The sequence below is a fragment of the Arthrobacter sp. 49Tsu3.1M3 genome, from assembly GCF_900168135.1.
Lineage (GTDB): Bacteria > Actinomycetota > Actinomycetes > Actinomycetales > Micrococcaceae > Arthrobacter.
Genome location: NZ_FUZD01000016.1, coordinates 75,548 through 95,305 on the forward strand (window position 1 = coordinate 75,548; position 19,758 = coordinate 95,305).

At 67.5% G+C, this 19,758-nt stretch carries 17 protein-coding genes; 10 read left to right on the forward strand and 7 right to left on the reverse strand.

The annotated features are described in order from the left end of the window. Positions 1–3: 3 nt before the first annotated feature. The gene (locus tag B5X90_RS15645; RefSeq protein ID WP_079554625.1) at positions 4–675 is read right to left on the reverse strand and encodes a class I SAM-dependent DNA methyltransferase; all 672 of its coding nucleotides are present in this window, start codon (positions 673–675) and stop codon (positions 4–6) included. Positions 676–843: 168 nt separating this feature from the next. On the opposite strand from B5X90_RS15645, the gene B5X90_RS15650 reads away from it, so the two are divergent. From B5X90_RS15650 to B5X90_RS15675, 6 genes are all read left to right on the forward strand, one after another. Further along, the gene (locus B5X90_RS15650) at positions 844–1,359 is read left to right on the forward strand and encodes a flavin reductase family protein (RefSeq protein ID WP_079554627.1); all 516 of its coding nucleotides are present in this window, start codon (positions 844–846) and stop codon (positions 1,357–1,359) included. Between the two features lie 293 nt (positions 1,360–1,652). Beyond that, the gene (locus tag B5X90_RS15655; protein ID WP_028276708.1) at positions 1,653–2,741 is read left to right on the forward strand and encodes a PhoH family protein; all 1,089 of its coding nucleotides are present in this window, start codon (positions 1,653–1,655) and stop codon (positions 2,739–2,741) included. Further along, positions 2,738–3,211: an rRNA maturation RNase YbeY gene (gene ybeY, locus B5X90_RS15660; RefSeq protein ID WP_028276709.1), complete on the forward strand. Its 474-nt coding sequence runs from the start codon at positions 2,738–2,740 to the stop codon at positions 3,209–3,211. The genes B5X90_RS15655 and ybeY overlap by 4 nt, the downstream gene beginning before the upstream one ends. Next, positions 3,208–4,539 (forward strand): hemolysin family protein, encoded by a 1,332-nt coding sequence (locus B5X90_RS15665; RefSeq protein ID WP_079554629.1) that lies wholly within the window; start codon positions 3,208–3,210, stop codon positions 4,537–4,539. Before ybeY ends, B5X90_RS15665 begins: the two co-directional genes overlap by 4 nt. Beyond that, on the forward strand, positions 4,523–5,482 hold the full coding sequence (era, locus tag B5X90_RS15670) for a GTPase Era (RefSeq protein WP_028276711.1): 960 nt from the start codon (positions 4,523–4,525) through the stop codon (positions 5,480–5,482). Before B5X90_RS15665 ends, era begins: the two co-directional genes overlap by 17 nt. A gap of 132 nt (positions 5,483–5,614) precedes the next feature. Beyond that, entirely contained in the window at positions 5,615–7,180 is a 1,566-nt protein-coding gene (locus tag B5X90_RS15675; protein WP_079554631.1) for an LCP family protein, read from the forward strand. Between the two features lie 56 nt (positions 7,181–7,236). Here B5X90_RS15675 and B5X90_RS15680 read toward each other — a convergent pair whose 3' ends face one another. The 3 genes from B5X90_RS15680 to B5X90_RS15690 form a co-directional block, all read right to left on the reverse strand. Next, complete coding sequence (locus tag B5X90_RS15680) at positions 7,237–7,962, reverse strand: cation transporter (RefSeq protein ID WP_079554656.1); 726 nt, start codon at positions 7,960–7,962, stop codon at positions 7,237–7,239. Then, entirely contained in the window at positions 7,962–8,288 is a 327-nt protein-coding gene (locus B5X90_RS15685; RefSeq protein WP_079554633.1) for an ArsR/SmtB family transcription factor, read from the reverse strand. Before B5X90_RS15685 ends, B5X90_RS15680 begins: the two co-directional genes overlap by 1 nt. 242 nt (positions 8,289–8,530) lie before the next feature. Next, positions 8,531–10,483 (reverse strand): M13 family metallopeptidase, encoded by a 1,953-nt coding sequence (locus tag B5X90_RS15690; RefSeq protein WP_079554658.1) that lies wholly within the window; start codon positions 10,481–10,483, stop codon positions 8,531–8,533. A 252-nt stretch (positions 10,484–10,735) separates the two neighbouring features. Between B5X90_RS15690 and leuA the strand changes: the two genes are divergently transcribed. The 3 genes from leuA to B5X90_RS15705 all read left to right on the forward strand — a co-directional run bounded on the left by leuA (position 10,736) and on the right by B5X90_RS15705 (position 14,283). Then, entirely contained in the window at positions 10,736–12,475 is a 1,740-nt protein-coding gene (gene leuA, locus B5X90_RS15695) for a 2-isopropylmalate synthase (protein ID WP_028276716.1), read from the forward strand. A 183-nt stretch (positions 12,476–12,658) separates the two neighbouring features. Beyond that, a complete protein-coding gene (gene recO, locus B5X90_RS15700; protein WP_079554635.1) occupies positions 12,659–13,411 on the forward strand; it encodes a DNA repair protein RecO in 753 nt (250 codons plus the stop codon). A gap of 20 nt (positions 13,412–13,431) precedes the next feature. Next, positions 13,432–14,283 (forward strand): isoprenyl transferase, encoded by an 852-nt coding sequence (locus B5X90_RS15705; protein ID WP_079554660.1) that lies wholly within the window; start codon positions 13,432–13,434, stop codon positions 14,281–14,283. A 6-nt stretch (positions 14,284–14,289) separates the two neighbouring features. Here B5X90_RS15705 and B5X90_RS15710 read toward each other — a convergent pair whose 3' ends face one another. After that, positions 14,290–15,261: an alpha/beta hydrolase gene (locus tag B5X90_RS15710; RefSeq protein WP_079554638.1), complete on the reverse strand. Its 972-nt coding sequence runs from the start codon at positions 15,259–15,261 to the stop codon at positions 14,290–14,292. A gap of 35 nt (positions 15,262–15,296) precedes the next feature. Continuing rightward, complete coding sequence (locus B5X90_RS15715; protein WP_079554640.1) at positions 15,297–16,991, reverse strand: FAD-binding dehydrogenase; 1,695 nt, start codon at positions 16,989–16,991, stop codon at positions 15,297–15,299. Positions 16,992–17,119: 128 nt separating this feature from the next. Here B5X90_RS15715 and B5X90_RS15720 point away from each other — a divergent pair, with 128 nt between their 5' ends. Beyond that, positions 17,120–18,193, forward strand: a complete 1,074-nt coding sequence (locus B5X90_RS15720; protein ID WP_079554642.1) for a quinone-dependent dihydroorotate dehydrogenase — start codon at positions 17,120–17,122, stop codon at positions 18,191–18,193. 93 nt (positions 18,194–18,286) lie between these two features. Here the strand turns inward: B5X90_RS15720 and B5X90_RS15725 are convergent, their stop codons facing one another. Continuing rightward, positions 18,287–19,336, reverse strand: a complete 1,050-nt coding sequence (locus B5X90_RS15725; protein ID WP_143264752.1) for an IS30 family transposase — start codon at positions 19,334–19,336, stop codon at positions 18,287–18,289. Between the last annotated feature and the right edge of the window lie 422 nt (positions 19,337–19,758).

Here is a 19,758-nt window from a genome sequence, read left to right on the forward strand (position 1 = left end):
GCCCTATGAGGGACCAAGTGTTGAAGACACGAAGGGTTTGTCGACGAGGATGGCGGCCTGTGGATGCTTTTCCATGGCCCTCGGTGAACGCACCAGCTGAGCACGCATCACAAAGCCTTGTTCGGTGAACCGGAGCGCCACCTCCTCGGGTGCGTGCAGTTCCGCCCGGAGCTGGACGTCGTGTCCGTAGGCACGGTCAATCGTGCGGTGGCCGCTGCCGGCGTGGAAGGCGACGAGCGCCGAACCGCCAGGGCGTAGCGCCCGCCAGAACTCGCGCGCGATCGCCGGCAGCGCCGTCGGGGGAGAGTGGATGATCGAATACCAGGCGAGGACGCCGTCCGCAGCCGCGTCGGCCTGGGGCAGGTCCGTCAGCTCTCCCAGCTCGAACAACAGCCCGGGATGCAGTTGTTGCGCGATCCGGACCATTTCGGGCGACAAGTCGACACCGCTGACGGCCAGCCCCGCCTCGCCGAGATAACTGGTCATTCGTCCGGCACCGCATCCGACGTCGATCACCGTCCGATCCGCCGTGGCGCGCATGTGGGCGATGAAGTGGTCCATCATGGCCATATCCAGCGGGGCCTCGAAGCTGGTATCCGGGATCACCGCTGAATAGGTTTCGGCGACTGTGTCATACGCGGATCTGACGTCCATAAGGTTCTCGTGGTGTGCCATCAACCGAGCCTAACGGCCACGGCCGGCGAACGCCGGGCGCCGAATTCTTACGTCATGCAACGGGTCCGTGACGCGTTGTGTCGTTGCGCGACTGTGCGTTGCAGCCGGGCTTGGGAACCCGCGTCCGCGGTGGTTGATTGGGGCTAACAGCGCTCGAAAGGACCCGCCATGACGGAACAAACTGATCTCAGCCCGAAGGCACTCCGCCACATTCTCGGACATTTCGCCACCGGCCTGACGGTGATCACTGCAGCAACCCAGCAGGGGCCGGCCGGTTTCACATGCCAGTCCTTCGCCTCCCTGTCCCTGGAGCCGGCCCTGGTCACTTTCAGCCCCGCACGGACATCGAGCAGCTGGCCGCTGCTGCGCGCGGCGGGACGGTTTACCGTGAACATCCTGGCCGCGGAGCACCAGCATCTGGCGGGGCAGTTCGCGCGCTCGGGGACGGACAAGTTCGCCGGCGTCGGCCATTCTCCCTCGCCGCTGGGCAACCCCGTCCTGGATCACGCCCTGGCCTGGGTGGATTGCGAACTCCACCAGGAGTACGACGGCGGCGACCACACGATCGTCGTCGGCGCCGTCCGCGCCCTGGGCGCCCGCCCCGACGCTGAGCCCCTGCTCTTCTACAAGGGACGCTACGCGGGCGTCGGGTCCCGCGCCGGCGCGCTGGAGAGCGTGGCATGACCGTGCCCGAACCCGAACGGGAACCGAAGCCGGAGGGGGAGCCCGAACCTGGCAACGCGGAACAGCCGTGCCCGGCAACGGGCGCCCACTGGCTGGATGGATGGGTCGTCTTCGGAATCGCCTACCCGTAACGGCCGGCGCCGGATCCCCTCCGGCGTCGGCCGCGCCGCGCTGGCGTAAGATGGAAGCACCCGTAGACCCTGGCCGCGGGCGGTGCGAACCGCCGTCGGCACGGATCACGGCGACAGACCATATTCATACTGGAGGGGACCAGAGGCCCGCGGGCCAACACCATGACTGAAGCAGCGAACGGCAAGGCCCGGTTCAGCGCCCGAGAACGCACCGCAGGGGAATTTCCCCACTCCCTACCAGGGCTGCGGACGGAGGTGGTCTTGTTCGACGACTCAGAGCAGATGGTCCAGTCTCTGGGCAGCCATGACGAAGCCCTAAGGTTCATCGAAAATCAGTTCCCCGCCGTCGATTTCCATGTCCGGGGGAACGAGCTCGCGATCAGCGGTCCTGCCGCCGACGTGCCGCGCATAATGCGTCTGCTCAACGAGGTGCGTGGGCTGGTGGCCCGAGGCACCGTCATCACCCCGGCCGTGCTGCAGCAGCTCGTCTCCCTGCTGCGCAGCCAGTCACTGCAGAACCCCGTGGAAGTGCTGACCACCAACATCCTCTCCACCCGCGGGAAGACCATCCGGCCCAAGACGCTGAACCAGAAGAACTATGTGGACGCGATCGACGCCAACACCGTGATCTTCGGGATCGGTCCGGCCGGTACCGGCAAGACCTACTTGGCAATGGCCAAGGCCGTCCAGGCCCTGCAGCAGAAGGAAGTCAGCCGCATCATCCTGACCCGTCCTGCCGTCGAGGCGGGGGAGCGGCTCGGTTTCCTGCCGGGCACCCTGAGCGACAAGATCGACCCCTACCTGCGGCCCTTGTACGACGCCCTGCACGACATGATGGACCCCGAATCCATTCCCCGCCTCATGGCCGCCGGCACCATCGAGGTCGCCCCGCTGGCCTACATGCGAGGCCGCACGCTTAACGATGCCTTCATCATCCTCGATGAGGCGCAGAACACCACGCCGGAACAGATGAAGATGTTCCTGACCCGTCTGGGCTTTGGCTCCAAGATGGTGGTCACCGGCGACATCACCCAGGTGGACCTGCCCTTCGGCACCCGCTCGGGGCTCAGGATTGTCGAGGAGATCCTGCAGGGGATCGAGGACGTCAACTTCTCGATCCTGGACGCCTCCGACGTCGTCCGGCACCGCCTGGTGGGGGATATCGTCAACGCCTACAGCATCTGGGACGAAGTCCAAAGGAACCGGGTCAAGCACTCCGTTGCCCGGGAAACGCGGGGAGAACACGCATGAGCATTGAGGTCAACAACGAATCCGGCGTCGTCGTGGACGAGGCCGGGCTCGTGGCGCTGTCGCGTTTCATCTTCGAAAGCCTTTACATCCACCCGCAGGCGGAGCTGTCCATCCTGCTCGTGGACGAACCGGCCATGGAAAAGCTGCACCTGGAACTGATGGACGAGCCAGGCTCCACCGACGTCCTCTCCGTCCCCATGGACGAGCTGACACCGGGCACGCCGGATAAGCCGACGCCGCAGGGCATGCTCGGTGACATCGCCATCTGCCCCCAGGTGGCCGAGGTCCAGGCCCGCAACGCCGGCCACTCCACCCAGGACGAGATGCTGCTGCTGACCACGCACGGCATCCTGCACCTGCTGGGCTATGACCACGCCGAGCCGGAAGAGAAGGAAGAGATGTTCGGGCTGCAGCGCGAGCTCCTGACCGCCTTCACCGGCAAAGCGGCCCCGTCCGAGACGGTTCAGTGACCCCACTGATCCTCGCCGGCATGGCGCTGGTGTTCCTTAGCTTTGCCGCAGTGCTGACCGCTGCCGAGTCCGCGTTCAACTTCCTGCCCCGGCACGACGCCGAGCAGGCGGTCCTGAACAGCAGGGGCACCTCGCTCAAACGCATCCTGGCCCAGCCCGTGGGGCACATGCGCGCCCTGCGGTTCTGGCGGGTCTGGTTCGAGATGGCCGCCGCCGTCGCCGTGACCGTCCTCCTCTACAGCATGCTGGACAACGTCTGGCTGGCCGGGCTGGCTGCCACCGGCATCATGGCGCTGGTCGGCTTCGTGATCGTGGGGGTGTCCCCGCGGCAGCTCGGCCGGGTCCACTCCGCCGCCCTGGTCCGGTTCAGCGCCCCGCTGGTCCGGTCCCTCTACGCCGTGCTCGGCCCGATCCCGGGCTGGCTGGTGCGGCTCGGCAGCGTCGTGGCTCCCGGCGCGCCGGCCGACAGCGAGGCGTTTTTCAGCGAGGAAGAATTCCGCGAACTCGTGGACCGGGCTACCGAGTCCGACGTGATCGAGGACAACGAGGCCGAGCTGATCCAGTCGGTCTTCGACTTCGGGGACACCCTGGTGCGCTCCGTCATGGTGCCCAGGACCGATATCCTCACGATCGACTCCGGATCCAGCCTGCACCGGGCGATGTCGTTGTTCCTGCGCTCCGGGTACTCGCGGATCCCGGTCATCGGCGAAAACACGGACCAGATCCTGGGCATTGTGTACCTGAAGGACGTTGCCGCGTCGCTCCACAACCTTGGCCCCGGCGAGGAACCCCCGGTCGTGGACGAGGTGGCCCGCGAGGTCCGCTACGTGCCGGACTCGAAGCTCGTCAGCGACCTGCTGCGCGAACTCCAGAAGGAATCCACGCACGTTGCGATTGTCATCGACGAATACGGCGGAACGGCGGGGCTGGTCACGCTCGAGGACCTCATCGAGGAGATCGTCGGCGAAATCGTGGACGAATACGACACCGAAAGCGCCGAGGCCGTGGCCCTGGGGGACGGAAGCTACCGGGTCAGCGCCCGCATGAGCATCGATGACCTCGGCGAACTCTTCGACCTCGAGCTCGACGACGACGAAGTAGACACCGTGGGCGGCCTGCTCGCCAAGGCCCTCGGGCGGGTGCCGATTGTCGGCAGTACCGTCCAGGTCCACGGACTGTCCCTCCGCGCCGACAGGCTGGAGGGCCGGCGGAACCGCGTCAGCCACATCATTGCGGCCGCCGTAGCAAAAGAACAAACTGACCTTGAAGACCTCCTCGACGAGGCCGCACCAATCCAACAGGGAGTCTCACGTGAGCAAGCAGAATAAGTCCGACGGCGACGCAGCCTACGGCGGCTACCGCGCCGGTTTCTCGGTGCTGGTCGGGCGGCCCAACGCGGGCAAGTCCACCCTCACCAACGCCCTGGTCGGCCAAAAAGTCGCGATCACCTCGGCCAAGCCCCAGACCACCCGCCACACAATCCGTGGCATCGTGCACCGGGACGACGCCCAGCTGATCCTCGTCGACACCCCCGGCCTGCACCGCCCGCGCACCCTGTTGGGGAAGCGGCTGAACGAACTGGTCGCCGACACCCTCGCCGAGGTCGACGCGATCGGCTTCTGCCTGCCGGCCAACGAGAAAATCGGCCCGGGGGACAAGTTCATTGCCGCCCAGCTCGCCGCCATCCCCAACAAGCCGATCATCGCGATCGTGACCAAGGCCGACACCGTCGACCGCCAGGCCCTCACCGAGCAGCTGCTCGCCGTCGCCGCCCTGGGCCGCGAGGTCCTCGGCGAGGACGGCTGGAAGGACATCGTCCCGGTCTCCGCCACGGACGGCTTCCAGGTCGACACCCTTGCCGACGTCCTGATCGGCCACATGCCGGCGTCGCCGCCGCTGTACCCGGACGGTCACCTGACGGACGAACCGGAAGCGGTGATGATCGCCGAACTCATCCGGGAAGCAGCCCTCGAAGGCGTCCGCGACGAATTGCCGCACTCCCTGGCCGTCGTCGTCGATGAGATCGTTCCGCGGGAAGGCCGGCCCGAGGACCGCCCGTTCCTGGACGTCCGCGTCAACCTGTACGTCGAGCGGCCTTCCCAGAAGGCCATCATCATCGGCAAGGGCGGCGCCCGGCTCCGCGAGGTCGGCACCAACGCGCGCAAGGCGATCGAGGCGCTGCTCGGTGCCCGGATCTACCTTGACCTGCACGTCAAGGTCGCCAAGGACTGGCAGCGCGACCCGAAGCAACTCGTCAAACTGGGCTTCTGAGAAGCACCGTCCTTCGGCCCCTACTTCGGCCGTTGGCCCTTCCCGCCGCTCCCAAGAGGTGGCCATCGGCGTTTTCTCAGATTCGGACTCTAAAATGGGCTGACTCCCCGTTCGTTTAGGAAGGCTCAACAAGTGGTTCGACCCCGTGACAACCGTGCCGACGGATCCGCCCCGCCGGCCCGGTCAACCGCCGCTGCCCGGCACACGGCCGATCCTGCCGTTGGTCCGGCCCGCCACCTCGGCTCCGCCCGCCGGACCCCCACCTGGCTGAAGGTCTTCACCGGCGTGGTGGCCGTGCTCTTGGTCGGCGTGATCGCTTTTGGCGCCTACTGGGCCATCCGGCTCCAGGGAAACCTCACCAAGGCCCCGTTGAGCGCCGGCAGCGTCAAGACCGAGGGTGCCGTGAACGATTCGACGGACCGGATGCAGATCCTGATCCTCGGCTCGGACACGCGCGACGGGAAGAACTCGCAGTACGGCACCAGCGATGACGCGACCGGCTATGGGCACTCCGATGTGATGATGCTGATGGACATCTCCGCAGACAACAAGCGGGTCAACGTCGTCAGTTTCCCCCGCGACCTGCTGGTCGACATCCCCAAGTGCAAGGATCCGAAAACCAACAAGGAGTACCCGGCCCAGACCGGCGTCATGATCAACTCGGCGATGTCCGAGGCCGGCATCGGCTGCGCCGTGGACACCGTCAACAAGCTCACCGGCCTGGAGATCGACCACTTCATGATGGCCGACTTCAACGCCGTCAAGGAACTCTCCAACGCCGTGGGCGGCGTGTCAGTGTGTGTCAGCGACGCCGTATATGACCCCGACTCGAAGCTGCGCCTGCCCAAGGGCACTTCCACCGTCCAGGGCGAGCAGGCATTGTCGTTCGTGCGCACCCGCCACGCCTTCGGCGACGGAGGCGACCTCGGCCGGATCAAGGCCCAGCAGGGCTTCCTGTCCGCGCTGACCCGGAAAATCAAGGACGACGGCACCCTCACCAACCCGGCCCGGATGCTCGGCATCGCGGACGCGATCACCAAGAACCTGACCATCGACGACGGCCTGGCCTCGGTGCCGACGCTGCTGACCGTGGGCAACCGGCTCAAGAACATCGACGTCGGCAAGGTAGCCTTCGTGGCCACGCCGACAGTCCCGGCCGAAACGGACATCAACCGGCTGCAGCTGGCCGAGCCCGCGGCATCCCAGCTGTTCGCCGCCATGCGCAACGACGTGGACCTGACCGATCCGACCGCGAAGCCGAGCGCCTCCCCGAGTGCCAGCGCCACGCCGACGCCCAGCCTCACCGCCCCGGCTTATGACAAGACGCTGCAGCCCGTGACCGTGGCCAACGGCTCGGGTGTTCCGGCCCGAAGCCAGGAGATCATGCAGGCCATCAAGGGCGCCGGATTCACCCAGGTGGGACAGTTGACGGCTGCGCCCGTCGCCGCGACCGCGGTCTACTACGGTGCTGACTACGCTGACGTGGCCGCGGACGTCGCAGCACTGCTCGGTGTGGCGCCGGACCGGGTGCTCCCGGCCGCAGGCGTTGCCGGGGTCCAGGTCTACCTGGGCAGTGACTTCGCCAGCGGGACGCCGACCGCCGGCGCCGCTGCCCCGCAGCTGCCCAAGGACATCGTCAACCAGACGGCCGGCGACACCGTTTGCCAGCAGGCCAACCCGGCACTGATCACCCGCTGACCCGGCAACCCGGAAGGCCCCCGTTCAGATTTTCCTGAACGGGGGCCTTCTTTTTGTCACGGGTGTTGGACGGCCTTTGGAGGTGCTGAAGCGGCACCGCATCCGTCGCAGCAGGCCGTCTCCGTGGCCACCGGAAGGGTGTCAGCCGCCGTGTGGGGGACCGTGCAGCAGATGTCGCCGCGCCAGGCGTTGATGCCCTCCCGGATGGCGATCGCGGCGATGACCAGCGCCGCGCCGGCATCGGCCCACCACCAGCCAAGGGTGCTGTTCAGCACCAAACCCGCGAGCAGGACTGCCGACAGATACGTGCAGAGCAGGGTCTGTTTGGAGTCAGCCACCGCTGTGCGTGATCCGAGCTCCCGGCCGGCCCTGCGCTGGAGCCAGGACAGGACCGGCATGATCACCAGGCTCAATGTGGCAATCACGATGCCCGGCGTCGAGTGCTGTGCCTCGCCGGCGCCGAGAAGTGACCTGACTGCCTCGGCGGAAACAAAGGCGGCCAGCGCGAAGAATGAGACGGCGATAATCCCCAAGGTGAGGTGTTCACGCCGCTCAGGGTCGTTGGTGGAAAACTGCCACGACAGCGCCAGCGCCGACGCGACCTCAATGATGGAATCCAGGCCAAAGCCGAGGAGAGCCGACGAGTCGGCCGCACCCCCGGCCCACAAAGCCACAACGGCTTCGATGAGGTTGTAGCTGATGGTGGCCGCCGCGAACAGGCGGATCCGGCGGCTGAGGACGGCGCGGCGGGCCGTGCCCGGAGACAGTTGGAGGGAAGTCATCACAGCGTGCACGTCCCGTCGGGTGCGCAGCAGGCCGGATCCACTGCGAGCACGACGCCCAGAAGATCCTTGAGGGCATGGCCGAGGCGCTGATCGGCGAGCTCATAGCGGGTCCGGCGCCCCTCCGGTGCGGCAACGACCAGCCCGCATCCCCGCAGGCACGTCAGGTGGTTCGACATGCTCTGCCGGGAAACCCCGAGAGAATCCGCCAGCTCCGAGGGATAGGACGGCGCAGCCGTGAGGGAAAGCAGAATCTCTGCCCGTGTCGGGTCTGACACGGCATAACCGAACCGTGCCAGCACCGGGGCATGCGTAAGAGTCTCCATCAATCGAAAGTACAGCTGCCGGTGTATTCACGCAAGCGTGTACGCATGTCTGCTGCTTGCAACCCGGTAGATCGCAAGGAGGAGGCTGAGGGGAAGCCGGACCGGGGCGGTGGCGATCGTCGCTCCGACGGCCACGACCTGGTTCCCCACAACCTTGGTTTACCGGATCGCCACAAGACGTAACCGCAGCTAACGGCACAGCTGACGGCACGACGCAATTGGCCTGCAGGGAGCCCCCGGGGTCACCAGATGCTGACGCGCTCCTGCGGTGCCATCCACATGCCGTCCTGGTCCGTGACGCCGAAGGCTGCATGGAAGGCGTCGAGGTTCTTGGCGATGGCGTTCGTGCGGAACTCGTTCGGGGAGTGCGGATCCGTCGCCAGCCGGCGGATGGCCTCTTCGGTCCGGATGACCTGCCGCCACCCCGCGGCCCAGGACGCGAAGAAGCGCTGCACCCCGGTCAGGCCGTCGAGTACCGGCGGTTCCTGCCCGTCTAGGCTGATCAGGTAGGCCTTATAGCCGATGGTGAGCCCGCCCAGGTCGCCGATGTTCTCGCCCAGGGTCAGCTTGCCGTTGACCGTGTGGCCGGGGGCGGCCGTGGGGGAGAGGGCATCGAACTGCGCCACGAGCCGGGCGGCCAGAGCCTCGAACGCGGTGCGGTCATCCACTGTCCACCAGTTGCGCAGCAGGCCGCTGCCGTCGTACTGCGAGCCCTGGTCATCGAAGCCGTGGCCGATTTCATGGCCGATCACGGCACCGATGCCACCGTAGTTGACGGCGTCATCGGCGTCGGCAGTGAAGAACGGGGGCTGCAGCATGGCCGCAGGGAACACGATCTCGTTCAGGAGCGGATGGTAGTAGGCGTTGACCGTCTGGGGCGTCATCAGCCACTTCTCGCGGTCCACCGGCTTGCCGACCTCGTCGAGGTGGCGGTCGACGTCGGCGCTGTGCGCGCGCTCCACGTTACCCAGCAGATCGGCGGGGTCGATCTCCACCGCGGAGTAGTCGATCCACTTGTCCGGGAAGCCGATTTTGGCGCGGAAGGAGTCCAGTTTCTTCAGGGCCTCGAGCTTGGTTGCCTCGCCCATCCAGGTCAGCCCGGTGATGGACTCGCGGTACGCCTCGATCAGGTTGGCCACGAGGGTCTGCATGCGCGCCTTGTGCCCCTCCGGGAAATGTTCGGCCACGTAGATCTGCCCAACCGCCTCGCCGAGGGCCGCCTCGACCACCGCGACGCCGCGCTTCCAACGGTCCTTGATCCGCGGCGTACCACTCAGGGTGGTGCCATAGAACGCGAAGTTCGCGTCCACGAACTCGGAAGACAGGTACGGGGCGGCAGCGCTGACCACGCGCATGGCGAGCCATTCCTGCCAGGTCGCCAGCGGTTCGGAATCCAGCAGCGAGGCCGCGCCGGAGAAGAAGTCGGGGGTGCTCACCACCAGCTCGGCACGCTTTTCCGGCTCGATGCCGGCCGCGTCGAACCAGTCCGCCAGCAGGGGGAACAGCTCTGCCGCTTCTGCGGCGGACTTCAGGTTGTAGGTCTTTTGCGGATTCCGCAACGTCACGTTGTCCCAGTGGTGCGAAGCCAGCGCAGTTTCCAGCGCCACCACGCGACCTGCCGCCCCCTCGGGGTCGGCAACCTCCGCGAGCCCCAGCATGGCCCCCACGTGTGCACGGTAGGCCTGGACCATCGGGGCGAACTTCGCTTCCCGGTAGTAGGACTCATCGGGCAGGCCCAGCCCGCCCTGGCCCGTGTAGAGCAGGACCCGGTCCGGGTTTCCTGCATCCGGCGCGGGGTAGATATAGAAGAGCCCGGACACGTCGGCGCGGAACAGCCGTCCGGCCAGCGCCACGAGTTCGGGCACCGACGTCGTCGCGACAACCTGCGCCAGCCGCGTCCGGAGCGGGTCCAGGCCCTTGGCCTCGACCGCCGCTTCGTCCATGAAGCTGTTGTACAGGTCCCCGATCTTGCGCTCGATGCCGGTAGCCTCCGCACCGCGTGCGGCGGCCTGCTCGATGATCTCCTTCACCGCGAGCTCCGACGCGTCGCGCAGGGCGGTGAATGTGCCCTCCAGCGGCCGGTCGTCCGGGATGACCGTAGTCTTGAGCCAGCCGCCATTCACATGCTGGTACAGGTCATCCTGCGGGCGGACGCTGGCGTCGATGGTGGACAGATCGATCCCCGAAAGTGGCACGGATGCTCCTTTGAGAGGCAGTCCGGCCCGGAGCGTTTGCCGGCGCTCGGTCTGCATGGTGGACGTTACGGTGGTCTGGCTCCTTCATCTTACGCACCCGTGTTACTGTGAAAAGGTGCGCGCAGAACTGCTCCTTCTTAGCTGCCGCGGCGAGGCCTCAGACGCGATCTAGCGCAAGGCCCACCCTCGCTGCGGAGTTTGTGTTGCCCGGCCACCCTTTCACCAAGAATCACAGAAAAGGCCCCGATTGTAATGCGAAACGCACAGAAGCCCTCAGGAATGCCGGTCCACCGTTACATCCCGTTCCAGGACCAGATCACCGTTGAACTGCCGGACCGCACCTGGCCGGACAAAGTCATCACCAAGGCCCCGCGCTGGTGCGCCGTGGACCTGCGCGACGGCAACCAGGCACTCATTGATCCCATGAGCCCGGCCCGCAAGCTGAAGATGTTCGACCTGCTGGTCCGGATGGGTTACAAGGAGATCGAGGTCGGGTTTCCCTCGGCATCGCAGACGGACTTCGACTTCGTCCGGCAGCTGATCGAGGGCAACCACATCCCGGACGACGTCACGATCCAGGTGCTGACCCAGGCCCGCGAGCACCTGATCGAGCGGACCTACGAGTCCCTGGTCGGGGCGAAGCAGGCAATCGTCCACCTCTACAACTCCACGTCCGTCCTGCAGCGCCGCGTGGTCTTCAACCAGGACGAGGACGGCATCCTCGACATCGCCCTGCAGGGGGCGCGGCTGTGCAAGAAGTACGAGGAAACCCTCGCCGACACGCACATCACCTACGAATACTCGCCCGAGTCCTTCACCGGAACCGAGCTGGAGTACGCCATCCGGGTCTGCAACGCGATCGCCGACGTCTTCGAGGCCTCGGCGGACCGTCAGGTCATCATCAACCTGCCCGCCACGGTGGAAATGGCCACCCCCAATGTCTACGCCGACTCCATCGAGTGGATGAGCCGGAACCTGCACCCGCGTGAAGGCATCATCCTGTCCCTGCACCCGCATAACGACCGTGGCACCGGCGTCGCCGCCGCCGAGCTGGGCTACCTGGCCGGGGCGGACCGGATCGAGGGCTGCCTCTTCGGCAACGGCGAACGGACCGGCAACGTGGACCTGGTGACCCTGGGCCTGAACATGTTCGTCCAGGGCATCGACCCGATGATCGACTTCTCCGACATCGACGAAATCCGCCGCACGGTGGAGTACTGCAACCAGCTGCCGGTCGCCGAACGGTCCCCGTACGGCGGAGATCTCGTCTTCACGGCGTTCTCCGGCTCGCACCAGGACGCGATCAAGAAGGGCCTGGAGGCCCTCGAAAAGGACGCCGCCGCGGCGGGCAAGGACGTGGCCGACTACACGTGGCAGGTCCCCTACCTGCCGGTGGACCCGAAGGACCTCGGCCGGAGCTACGAGGCGGTCATCCGGGTCAACTCGCAGTCAGGCAAGGGCGGCGTCGCCTACCTGCTCAAGAACGAGCACAGCCTGGACCTGCCGCGCCGTGCCCAGATCGAGTTCTCCGGCGTCATCCAGAAACGGACCGACACGGTCGGCGGAGAAGTCAGCGGACCCCAGCTGTGGCAGGTCTTCCAGGACGAATACCTGCCCTCGGGCTCTGCCGACACGCAGTGGGGCCGCTACGCCCTCGGCTCGATCAGCACCGAGACGGACGAAGACGGCGACATGACCCTGACGGCCGCCCTGAAGATCGACGGGACCCAGGTCCGCCGGACCGGGACCGGGAACGGCCCCATCGCTGCCCTGCTGAGCATCCTGCGCGAGGACGGCGTGGACGTCCGGGTCCTGGACTACAGCGAACACGCACTCTCCGAGGGCGGCAGCGCCCTGGCCGCCGCGTATGTCGAATGCGCCGTGGGGGAGCGCGTGCTCTGGGGCGTGGGGATCGACGCCAACACGAGCACGTCAGCCCTCAAGGCCGTCATCTCGGCCGTGAACCGCGCCATCCGGGACGCCCGCGCCTGATCCGTCCCTGCCTGATCCGTCCTGCCTGATCCGTCCGCAGACGGATGAGGCACCGTGGAACCCACGTATACTGCGCCGCCGGAACACTCCGGCGGCGCAGTAATTTGCCCCGTGTTTTACCTCGGCTAACCTCGGCGGTCCCGTCCATGCCGTGATTCCGTAAAGACAGTGCGAAGATTAACTGTGGTCCAACAATCCTTTGCAGCGCGCGCCTACCGTGATGACGCCGTCGTACTGCGCACCCATAAGCTGGGCGAGGCCGACCGGATCATCACCCTGCTGACCAAGCACCACGGCCAGGTGCGGGCGGTGGCCAAGGGGGTCCGGCGCACCAGCAGCCGGTTCGGCGCCAGGCTGGAACCGTTCATGGTGGCCGATCTCCAGCTGATTTCCGGGCGCACCCTGGACGTCGTCACGCAGGCCGTGGCCAAGGGCGCCTACGGCGGGAACATCGCCGCGGACTATGGCCGGTACACGGTGGCGGCCGCCATGACCGAGACGGCGGAGAAGCTCACCGACGTCGACGGCGAAGCCGGCACCGCCCAGTACAACCTGCTGGTGGGGGCCCTCGCGTCCCTGAGCCGGGGCGACCACGCCCCCGAACTCATTCTGGATTCCTACCTGCTCCGCGCCCTCGCGACCGGCGGCTGGGCGCCCAGCTTCACCGACTGCGCCCGGTGCGGTGCGCCCGGGCCCCACACCGCCTTTTCCGCGCCGCTCGGCGGCATGGTCTGCCACGGGTGCCGGCCGCCGGGATCGCCCGCGCCGGCCCCGGAGACGGTGCTTTTGATGGGTGCCCTGCTCACCGGAAACTGGACGACGGCGGATGCCTCCGCGTCCGTGCACCGCCGGGAAGCGGCCGGCCTGGTAGCCAGCTACCTCCAGTGGCACCTGGAGCGAGTCCTGAAATCCCTCAAACATGTGGAGCGAACGTAAAAGTGGCATTGGGAAGAAGCCTGGGAAAGAACCTGGAGAAAAGCCAGGCGAAACAGACCAACGGCCGGCGGCGGACCACCCCGGTGGTGGCGCCCTATCCGCACCCGTCCGGCGCTGTTCCGCCCGCGATTCCCGCGGAGTTCATTCCGAGGCATGTGGCGATCGTCATGGACGGCAACGGGCGCTGGGCGAACCAGCGCGGCCTGCCCCGGATCGAGGGGCACAAGGCGGGGGAGCCCGCCCTGCTGGACGTCATGGCCGGCGCGATCGAGCTGGGGATCGAATACGTCAGTGTTTACGCTTTCTCCACCGAGAACTGGCGGCGGTCCCCTGAGGAGGTGCGCTTCCTGATGGGCTTCAACAAGGACGTCCTGCGCCGGCAGCGGAACCAGCTCGACGACTGGGGGGTGCGCATCCGCTGGTCCGGGAGGCGTCCAAAACTGTGGGGCTCGGTGATCCGCGAACTCGAAGAGGCCGAGGACTACACCCGCGGCAACAGCACGTGCACCCTGAACATGTGCGTCAACTATGGCGGGCGCGCCGAGATCGCCGACGCCGTCGCCGCGATCGCCGAGGAAGTGGCGCAGGGCCGGCTCAAGCCGGGCGCCATCACCGAGCGGACCATCCAGAAGTTCCTCGACGAGCCCGACCTGCCCGACGTTGACCTGTTCCTGCGCAGCTCCGGCGAGCAGCGGCTGTCCAATTTCATGCTGTGGCAGTCGGCCTACGCCGAGTTCGTGTTCCTGAATACCCTGTGGCCGGACGTGGACCGCCGGACCCTGTGGGACGCTGTCGAGATCTACGCACAGCGGGACCGCCGCTACGGCGGAGCCATCGACGCCGCTCCCGCCGCGGGCGGCCAGGTCAGCTGATCCGCGTCAGTCGCAGACGTACGCCCTGATCCACCGGGACAGCCGGGCGTAGGCGTCCGCGCGGACCCGCGGGGCGGAGAGGAAGACGTCATGCAGGGCGCCGTCAATCCGCTCCAGCGTCACGGTGCGGCCCAGACTGAGCGCGCGGAGCGCGATCGTGTTCACGTCCAGGACCGCGTCCGTGCGGCGCATAGACTCCTTCCAGAACATCCCGTTGGCGCTGGCGCCCGAGATGAGCACCAGGATGGGCACATCGATGTTCAGGCCACGCGCCACCCTGGACTGCCCGGCGAGCACGGCGCTGAGCCAGCCGGCACGGATCGGAAAGGCGTGCGGCGGACGGTAGGCATCGTCCAGGGCCCATTCGCCTTCCGCGGCGCTGCTGATGCTGCGCCAGTAGAAGGCCCGCTCGGGCAGCCGGATCACCGACTCCGGCCAGAACCGGGCGAACGGCTCCACCATGGTCCGCGCGGCCCGGCGCAGGGCGGGGCTGCCGTGGACTTCCAGCCATGGGCTGTCCAGGACCAGCTGTGAGACCATCCCCGGGTGCCGGTCGGCCCACAGCGCCGCGATCAGGCCGCCGGTGGAGTGTCCCATCAGCGTCACCTTCGGCGCCGCACCGTCCGGCCTGAGCGACCCGATGATCCCGAGCGCCGCGGTGATTTCGGCGTCGTAGTTGTCCAGGTCCGCGACGTAGCCGCCGTGGGTGCCCGGGCGCAGGCTGCGGCCATGGTTGTGCATGTCGAGGGCGAAGAACTCAAACCCCTGCCCCGCCCAGAATTCCGCGAGCTCCTCATTGAAGAAGTAGTCACTCCAGCCGTGCAGGAACAGCACAGCCCTGGCCGGCAGCGCCGCTGGTGCCGGCGGGAGCGGGGTATGGCGGACCAGGGTGGCAGTGCGTAGCACGCCGTCAGGGCCGGCGGCCTCAAAGGTGCACGCCTGGAAATCATCCCCGAGAATGTCGGTCCGCCACTGCATCGACTTCCTCCTGTGTTGCTCAGTGCCTGCCCGGACTAGGCCGCGGACGCAGCGGCCCGGCCCGCGGAACGTCCGGAGAAGAGGCAGCCGCCCAGGAACGTTCCCTCGAGTGCCCGGTAGCCGTGGATTCCGCCGCCGCCGAACCCTGCGGCTTCACCGGCCGCGAACAGCCCGGGCACGGGCTGCCCGGCGGCATCCAGGACCCGCGACTGCAGGTCCGTAAGCACACCGCCAAGGCTCTTGCGCGTCAGGACCGAGAGCCGGACGGCGAGCAGGGGACCGTGCCGCGGATCCAGCAGCCGGTGCGGCGGGGCGACCCGCATGATCTTGTCGGTGGCGAAACGCCGGGCTGCCCGGATCGCCGCCAGCTGCGGATCCTTGCCCATGCCGCTGGAAAACTGCCGGTCCCTGTCGCGGATCAGCCGCTCCAGGGCCGCGGGGTCGATGAGCTGCCCGCCCGTCAAATCGTTCATCCGCCCGGCCAGCCCGGCGGTGTCCGCTGCCTGCAAAAAATCGACCCCGCGGTCCAGGAACCGCTGCAGCGGTGTATCGCTGCCGGGCTTCAGCCGTGAGACCAGCCGCCGGACGTCCTTGCCCGTGAGATCCGGGTTCTGCTCCGATCCTGACAGCGCGAACTCCTTCAGCGCGATGCTGCGGTTCAGGACGAACCATGAATGGGCATGTCCCGTGGCCAGGATGTGGCGGAGGGCGCCGAGGGAATCGAAGCCCGGAAACAGGGGAGGCGGGAGCATCCGTCCCGTCGCATCCAGCCACAGGGCCGACGGTCCGGGCAGGATCCGGATGCCGTGCCGCGGCCAGACCGGGGCATGGTTGTGGATACCCTCCGGGTAATGCCACATCCGGTCCCCGTTGATGAGGTGTCCGCCGGCGCGGCCCACGGCCGGGAGGAAATCCCCGTCCACGGATGCCGGCACGCCACTCAACATCCGATCCGGCGCCGCGCCGCCCGGCCACTGCTTGCGGACCACATCGTGGTTCCCGCCGATGCCGCCGCTTGTCACTACCACGGCCGCGGCCGCAGCCTCGAAAGTACCGGCCGGGCGTCGTGAAGAGCTTTCGCCCCGGCCGGCGCCGCTGGCTTCGAGCAGTTCGCCGCGCACGCCGCTCACCCGGCCCGCGGTTTTCACGAGCCCGGTGGCGCGGTGGCGAAAATGGAAGGACACCCGCCCGGCGGCTTCGCCCTCGCGCAGTTTGGCAAGGAAGGGGGCCACCAGCGCCGGTCCCGTGCCCCACGCGACGTGGAAGCGCGGGACAGTGTTGCCGTGGCCGTCCGGGCCGTAGCCGCCGCGTTCTGCCCACTGCACCAGGGGAAACAGCCCGACGCCCAGCGAGGCGAGCCAGGCACGCTTCTCACCGGCGGCGAAGTTCACGTACGCCGCCGCCCACTCCTTCGCCAGGGCGTCCTGCGGCCGGTCGAATCCCGCGGACGCATGCCAGTCGGCGAGAGCCAGCTCTTCACTGTCCCGCACCCCGAGCCGCCGCTGTTCCGGAGTGTTGACCATGAAGAGGCCGCCAAAGGACCAATGCGCCTGCCCGCCGACGGAGGCCTCGGGCTCCTGATCGAGCACCGCCACCCGGCGGCCGGCGGCATAGGCCTGGGCCGCGGCCACGAGCCCTGCCAGGCCGGCGCCGACCACCACAACGTCGGCCTCGATCCCGCGACCCGAAGCCCCACGGCCGCCCCCTCCGACACCCTCATTGCTGGTCATGGCTTCATGCTAACTCCCGCCGGCGCAGTTCCGCCGCCGGGCCCGGGGCGTGGGGCCGCCGCAGCCACAACGGCCGATGGAGAGAGCACTGGTTTGGTCTGCGCGGCCCGAACCGGAAAACTAGAGGCATGCGCGTATATCCCACATTCTTCCGGCTCGCCTTTTCATGGATGGACGCCGAACGCGCCCATAAGATCGGGTTCAAGGCCATCCGCCTCGCCCACAGCTGCGGTGCCGGGCGATTGCTGCAGAAGATCACCGCCCCCGCGGCGTCGCTCCAGACCCAGGCGTTCGGCCTGACCTTCCCGTCCCCGTTCGGCCTTGCGGCCGGCTTCGACAAGGAAGGCCACGGCATCGAGGCGCTGGCGGAGCTCGGCTTCGGCCATGTGGAGGTCGGCACCATCACCGGCCAGGCCCAGCCCGGGAACCCGGCGCCGCGGCTCTTCCGCCTCGTGGAGGACAGGGCCGTCATCAACCGCATGGGGTTCAACAACGACGGCGCCGCGGCGGTGGCCCCGCGCCTCAAGTCTGCCCGTGCCGCCCTGCAGCGCCAGCACCCCGGCGTCCGGCCCGTGATCGGGGTGAACATCGGCAAGAGCAAGGTGGTTGGGCTCGAGGATGCGGTGTCCGATTACCTGATCAGCGCGCGCAGCCTGGCCCCCGCAGCGGACTATCTCGTGGTGAACGTCAGCTCGCCCAACACCCCCGGGCTTCGGCTGCTGCAGGACGTGGAGACCCTGCGCCCGCTGCTGGCCGCAGTGGGGGAGGAGGCGGACAAGGCCGCCGGCCGCCACGTTCCCCTCCTGGTCAAGATCGCGCCCGACCTCAGTGATGAGGACATCGACGACGTCGCGCGCCTGGCGCTTGACCTGAAGCTGGACGGCATCATCGCCACCAACACCACCATCGCCCGCACCGGGCTCGCCTCCAGCCCCGACAAGGTCGAGGCATGCGGGGCAGGAGGGCTTTCCGGGGCGCCCCTGAAGAAGCGGTCCCTGGAGGTCCTGGCCCGGCTCAAGTCCGTCACCGGCGGAGCGCTGACGCTGATCTCGGTGGGCGGCGTCGAAACGGCACAGGATGTGCAGGAACGGCTGGACGCCGGCGCCACCCTCGTCCAGGGCTACACGGCCTTCCTTTACGAGGGACCCTTCTGGGCCGCCCGCATCAACAGGCTGCTGGCCACCCACCCGAGCCGGCGCTAGACCCTACGTTGCGATCGGGCCCGGACCGGTCACCGCAACCAAGAAGCCCCCGGCAGGTAGGCGGTTTCTAGGGGTCGTTGCAACACCTGTTGGTTAGGTGGGTAGTAGTAAATCACGCAGACGCTCGGCTGGGGTTTCCCAGCCGAGCGTTTTGCGTGGGCGGCCGTTGAGTTTCTGGGCGACCAGCTCGAGGTCTTCGGGACCGTAGACGGACAGGTCGGTGCCTTTGGGAAAGTACTGGCGCAGCAGCCCGTTCGTGTTTTCGTTCGACCCGCGCTGCCAGGGGCTGGCCGGGTCGCAGAAGTAGACGTCCATGTCCGTGGCGAGGCTGAACGACTTGTGGGCCGCCATTTCTGCTCCCTGGTCCCAGGTCAGGGATCCTCGCAGGTGCGCGGGAAGGTCCTTCATCGCGGCGACCAGCCCGTCCCGGACGGCCTCGGCACCGTGGTCTGCGGTCAGGTGCACGAGCATCACATACCGGGTGGTGCGCTCGACCAGGGTGGCGATCGCGGACTGGTTCAGCGCCCCGGTGATCAGGTCGCCTTCCCAATGCCCGGGCACGGCCCGGTCCTCGATTTCGGGAGGCCGTTCGGAGATCATGACCATGGGGTCTGTGAACCGGGGCTGGCGTTGGCCCGGTTCCTGGCGGGGCCGGCGGCGGGCACGGCCGGAGCGGAGGGCTGCCTGGATTTCGCGTTTGAGTCCGCCACGGGCCTGTAGGTAGAGGCTCTGGTAGATCGTCTCGTGGCTCACGCGCATCTCCTGGTCATCGGGGAAGTCCGTGACCAGCCTGTGCGATATCTGCTCCGGAGACCACTCCAGGCCCAATTTGTCCTGCACGTACTGCCGAAGGGCCGGGTCGGCGACCAGCTTGGCCGCTTTGGGACGTGCCCGGCGGGCAGCGGCTTGCCGTTGTGCGCCGTGGGGCAGGTAACCGAAGCGGGGATCGCTGTTGCGGCCCAGTTCCCGGCTGATGGTCGAGGGCGCCCTTCCCATCGCCTGCGCGATCGCTCTCATGGAAGTACCGGCCGCGGACAGGTCCCGGATCAGCTCCCGTTCCTGCAGCGACAGGAAGCGGGGGCCGATGGGCTTCTCCGCGGCCGAGGGCCGGGATCCCGGGTCCGGCGAGTGGAATGTGGTCACTCCCTGTTTGTAATCGATCACCCGCCCATCCGGGTAAAAGCGGCGGTTGTTCGACCTTCGGATTCCGCGGTCCCAGTCACGCGCCGTGCGGATATGCACGCCCACTGTCTTGGCGGCCTCCCCGCGACCGACACCGGCCCCGCGCAGCCGGAAGAATTCCTCCCGTCCCGGGTGCGGCCCGATCCCCGTTTTCCCGCGGCTCTTCAGCCCGGCCTTGCGGACCCAGCCGGCACATGTCGCGGCATTGAAACCCAGCTCCCTGGCGGCCGCCGTCGTGCTCCCCACGCGGTCAAAGACCTCGAAAAACGCCTTCTTCTGATCTAGCCCATATCGCACGGGCCGGGATGAATCCCGGCTTAAACGAACCACGGTCGTTGCAACTCCCAAAAGTCTGGGTGTTGCAACGACCGCTAGAACCCGCC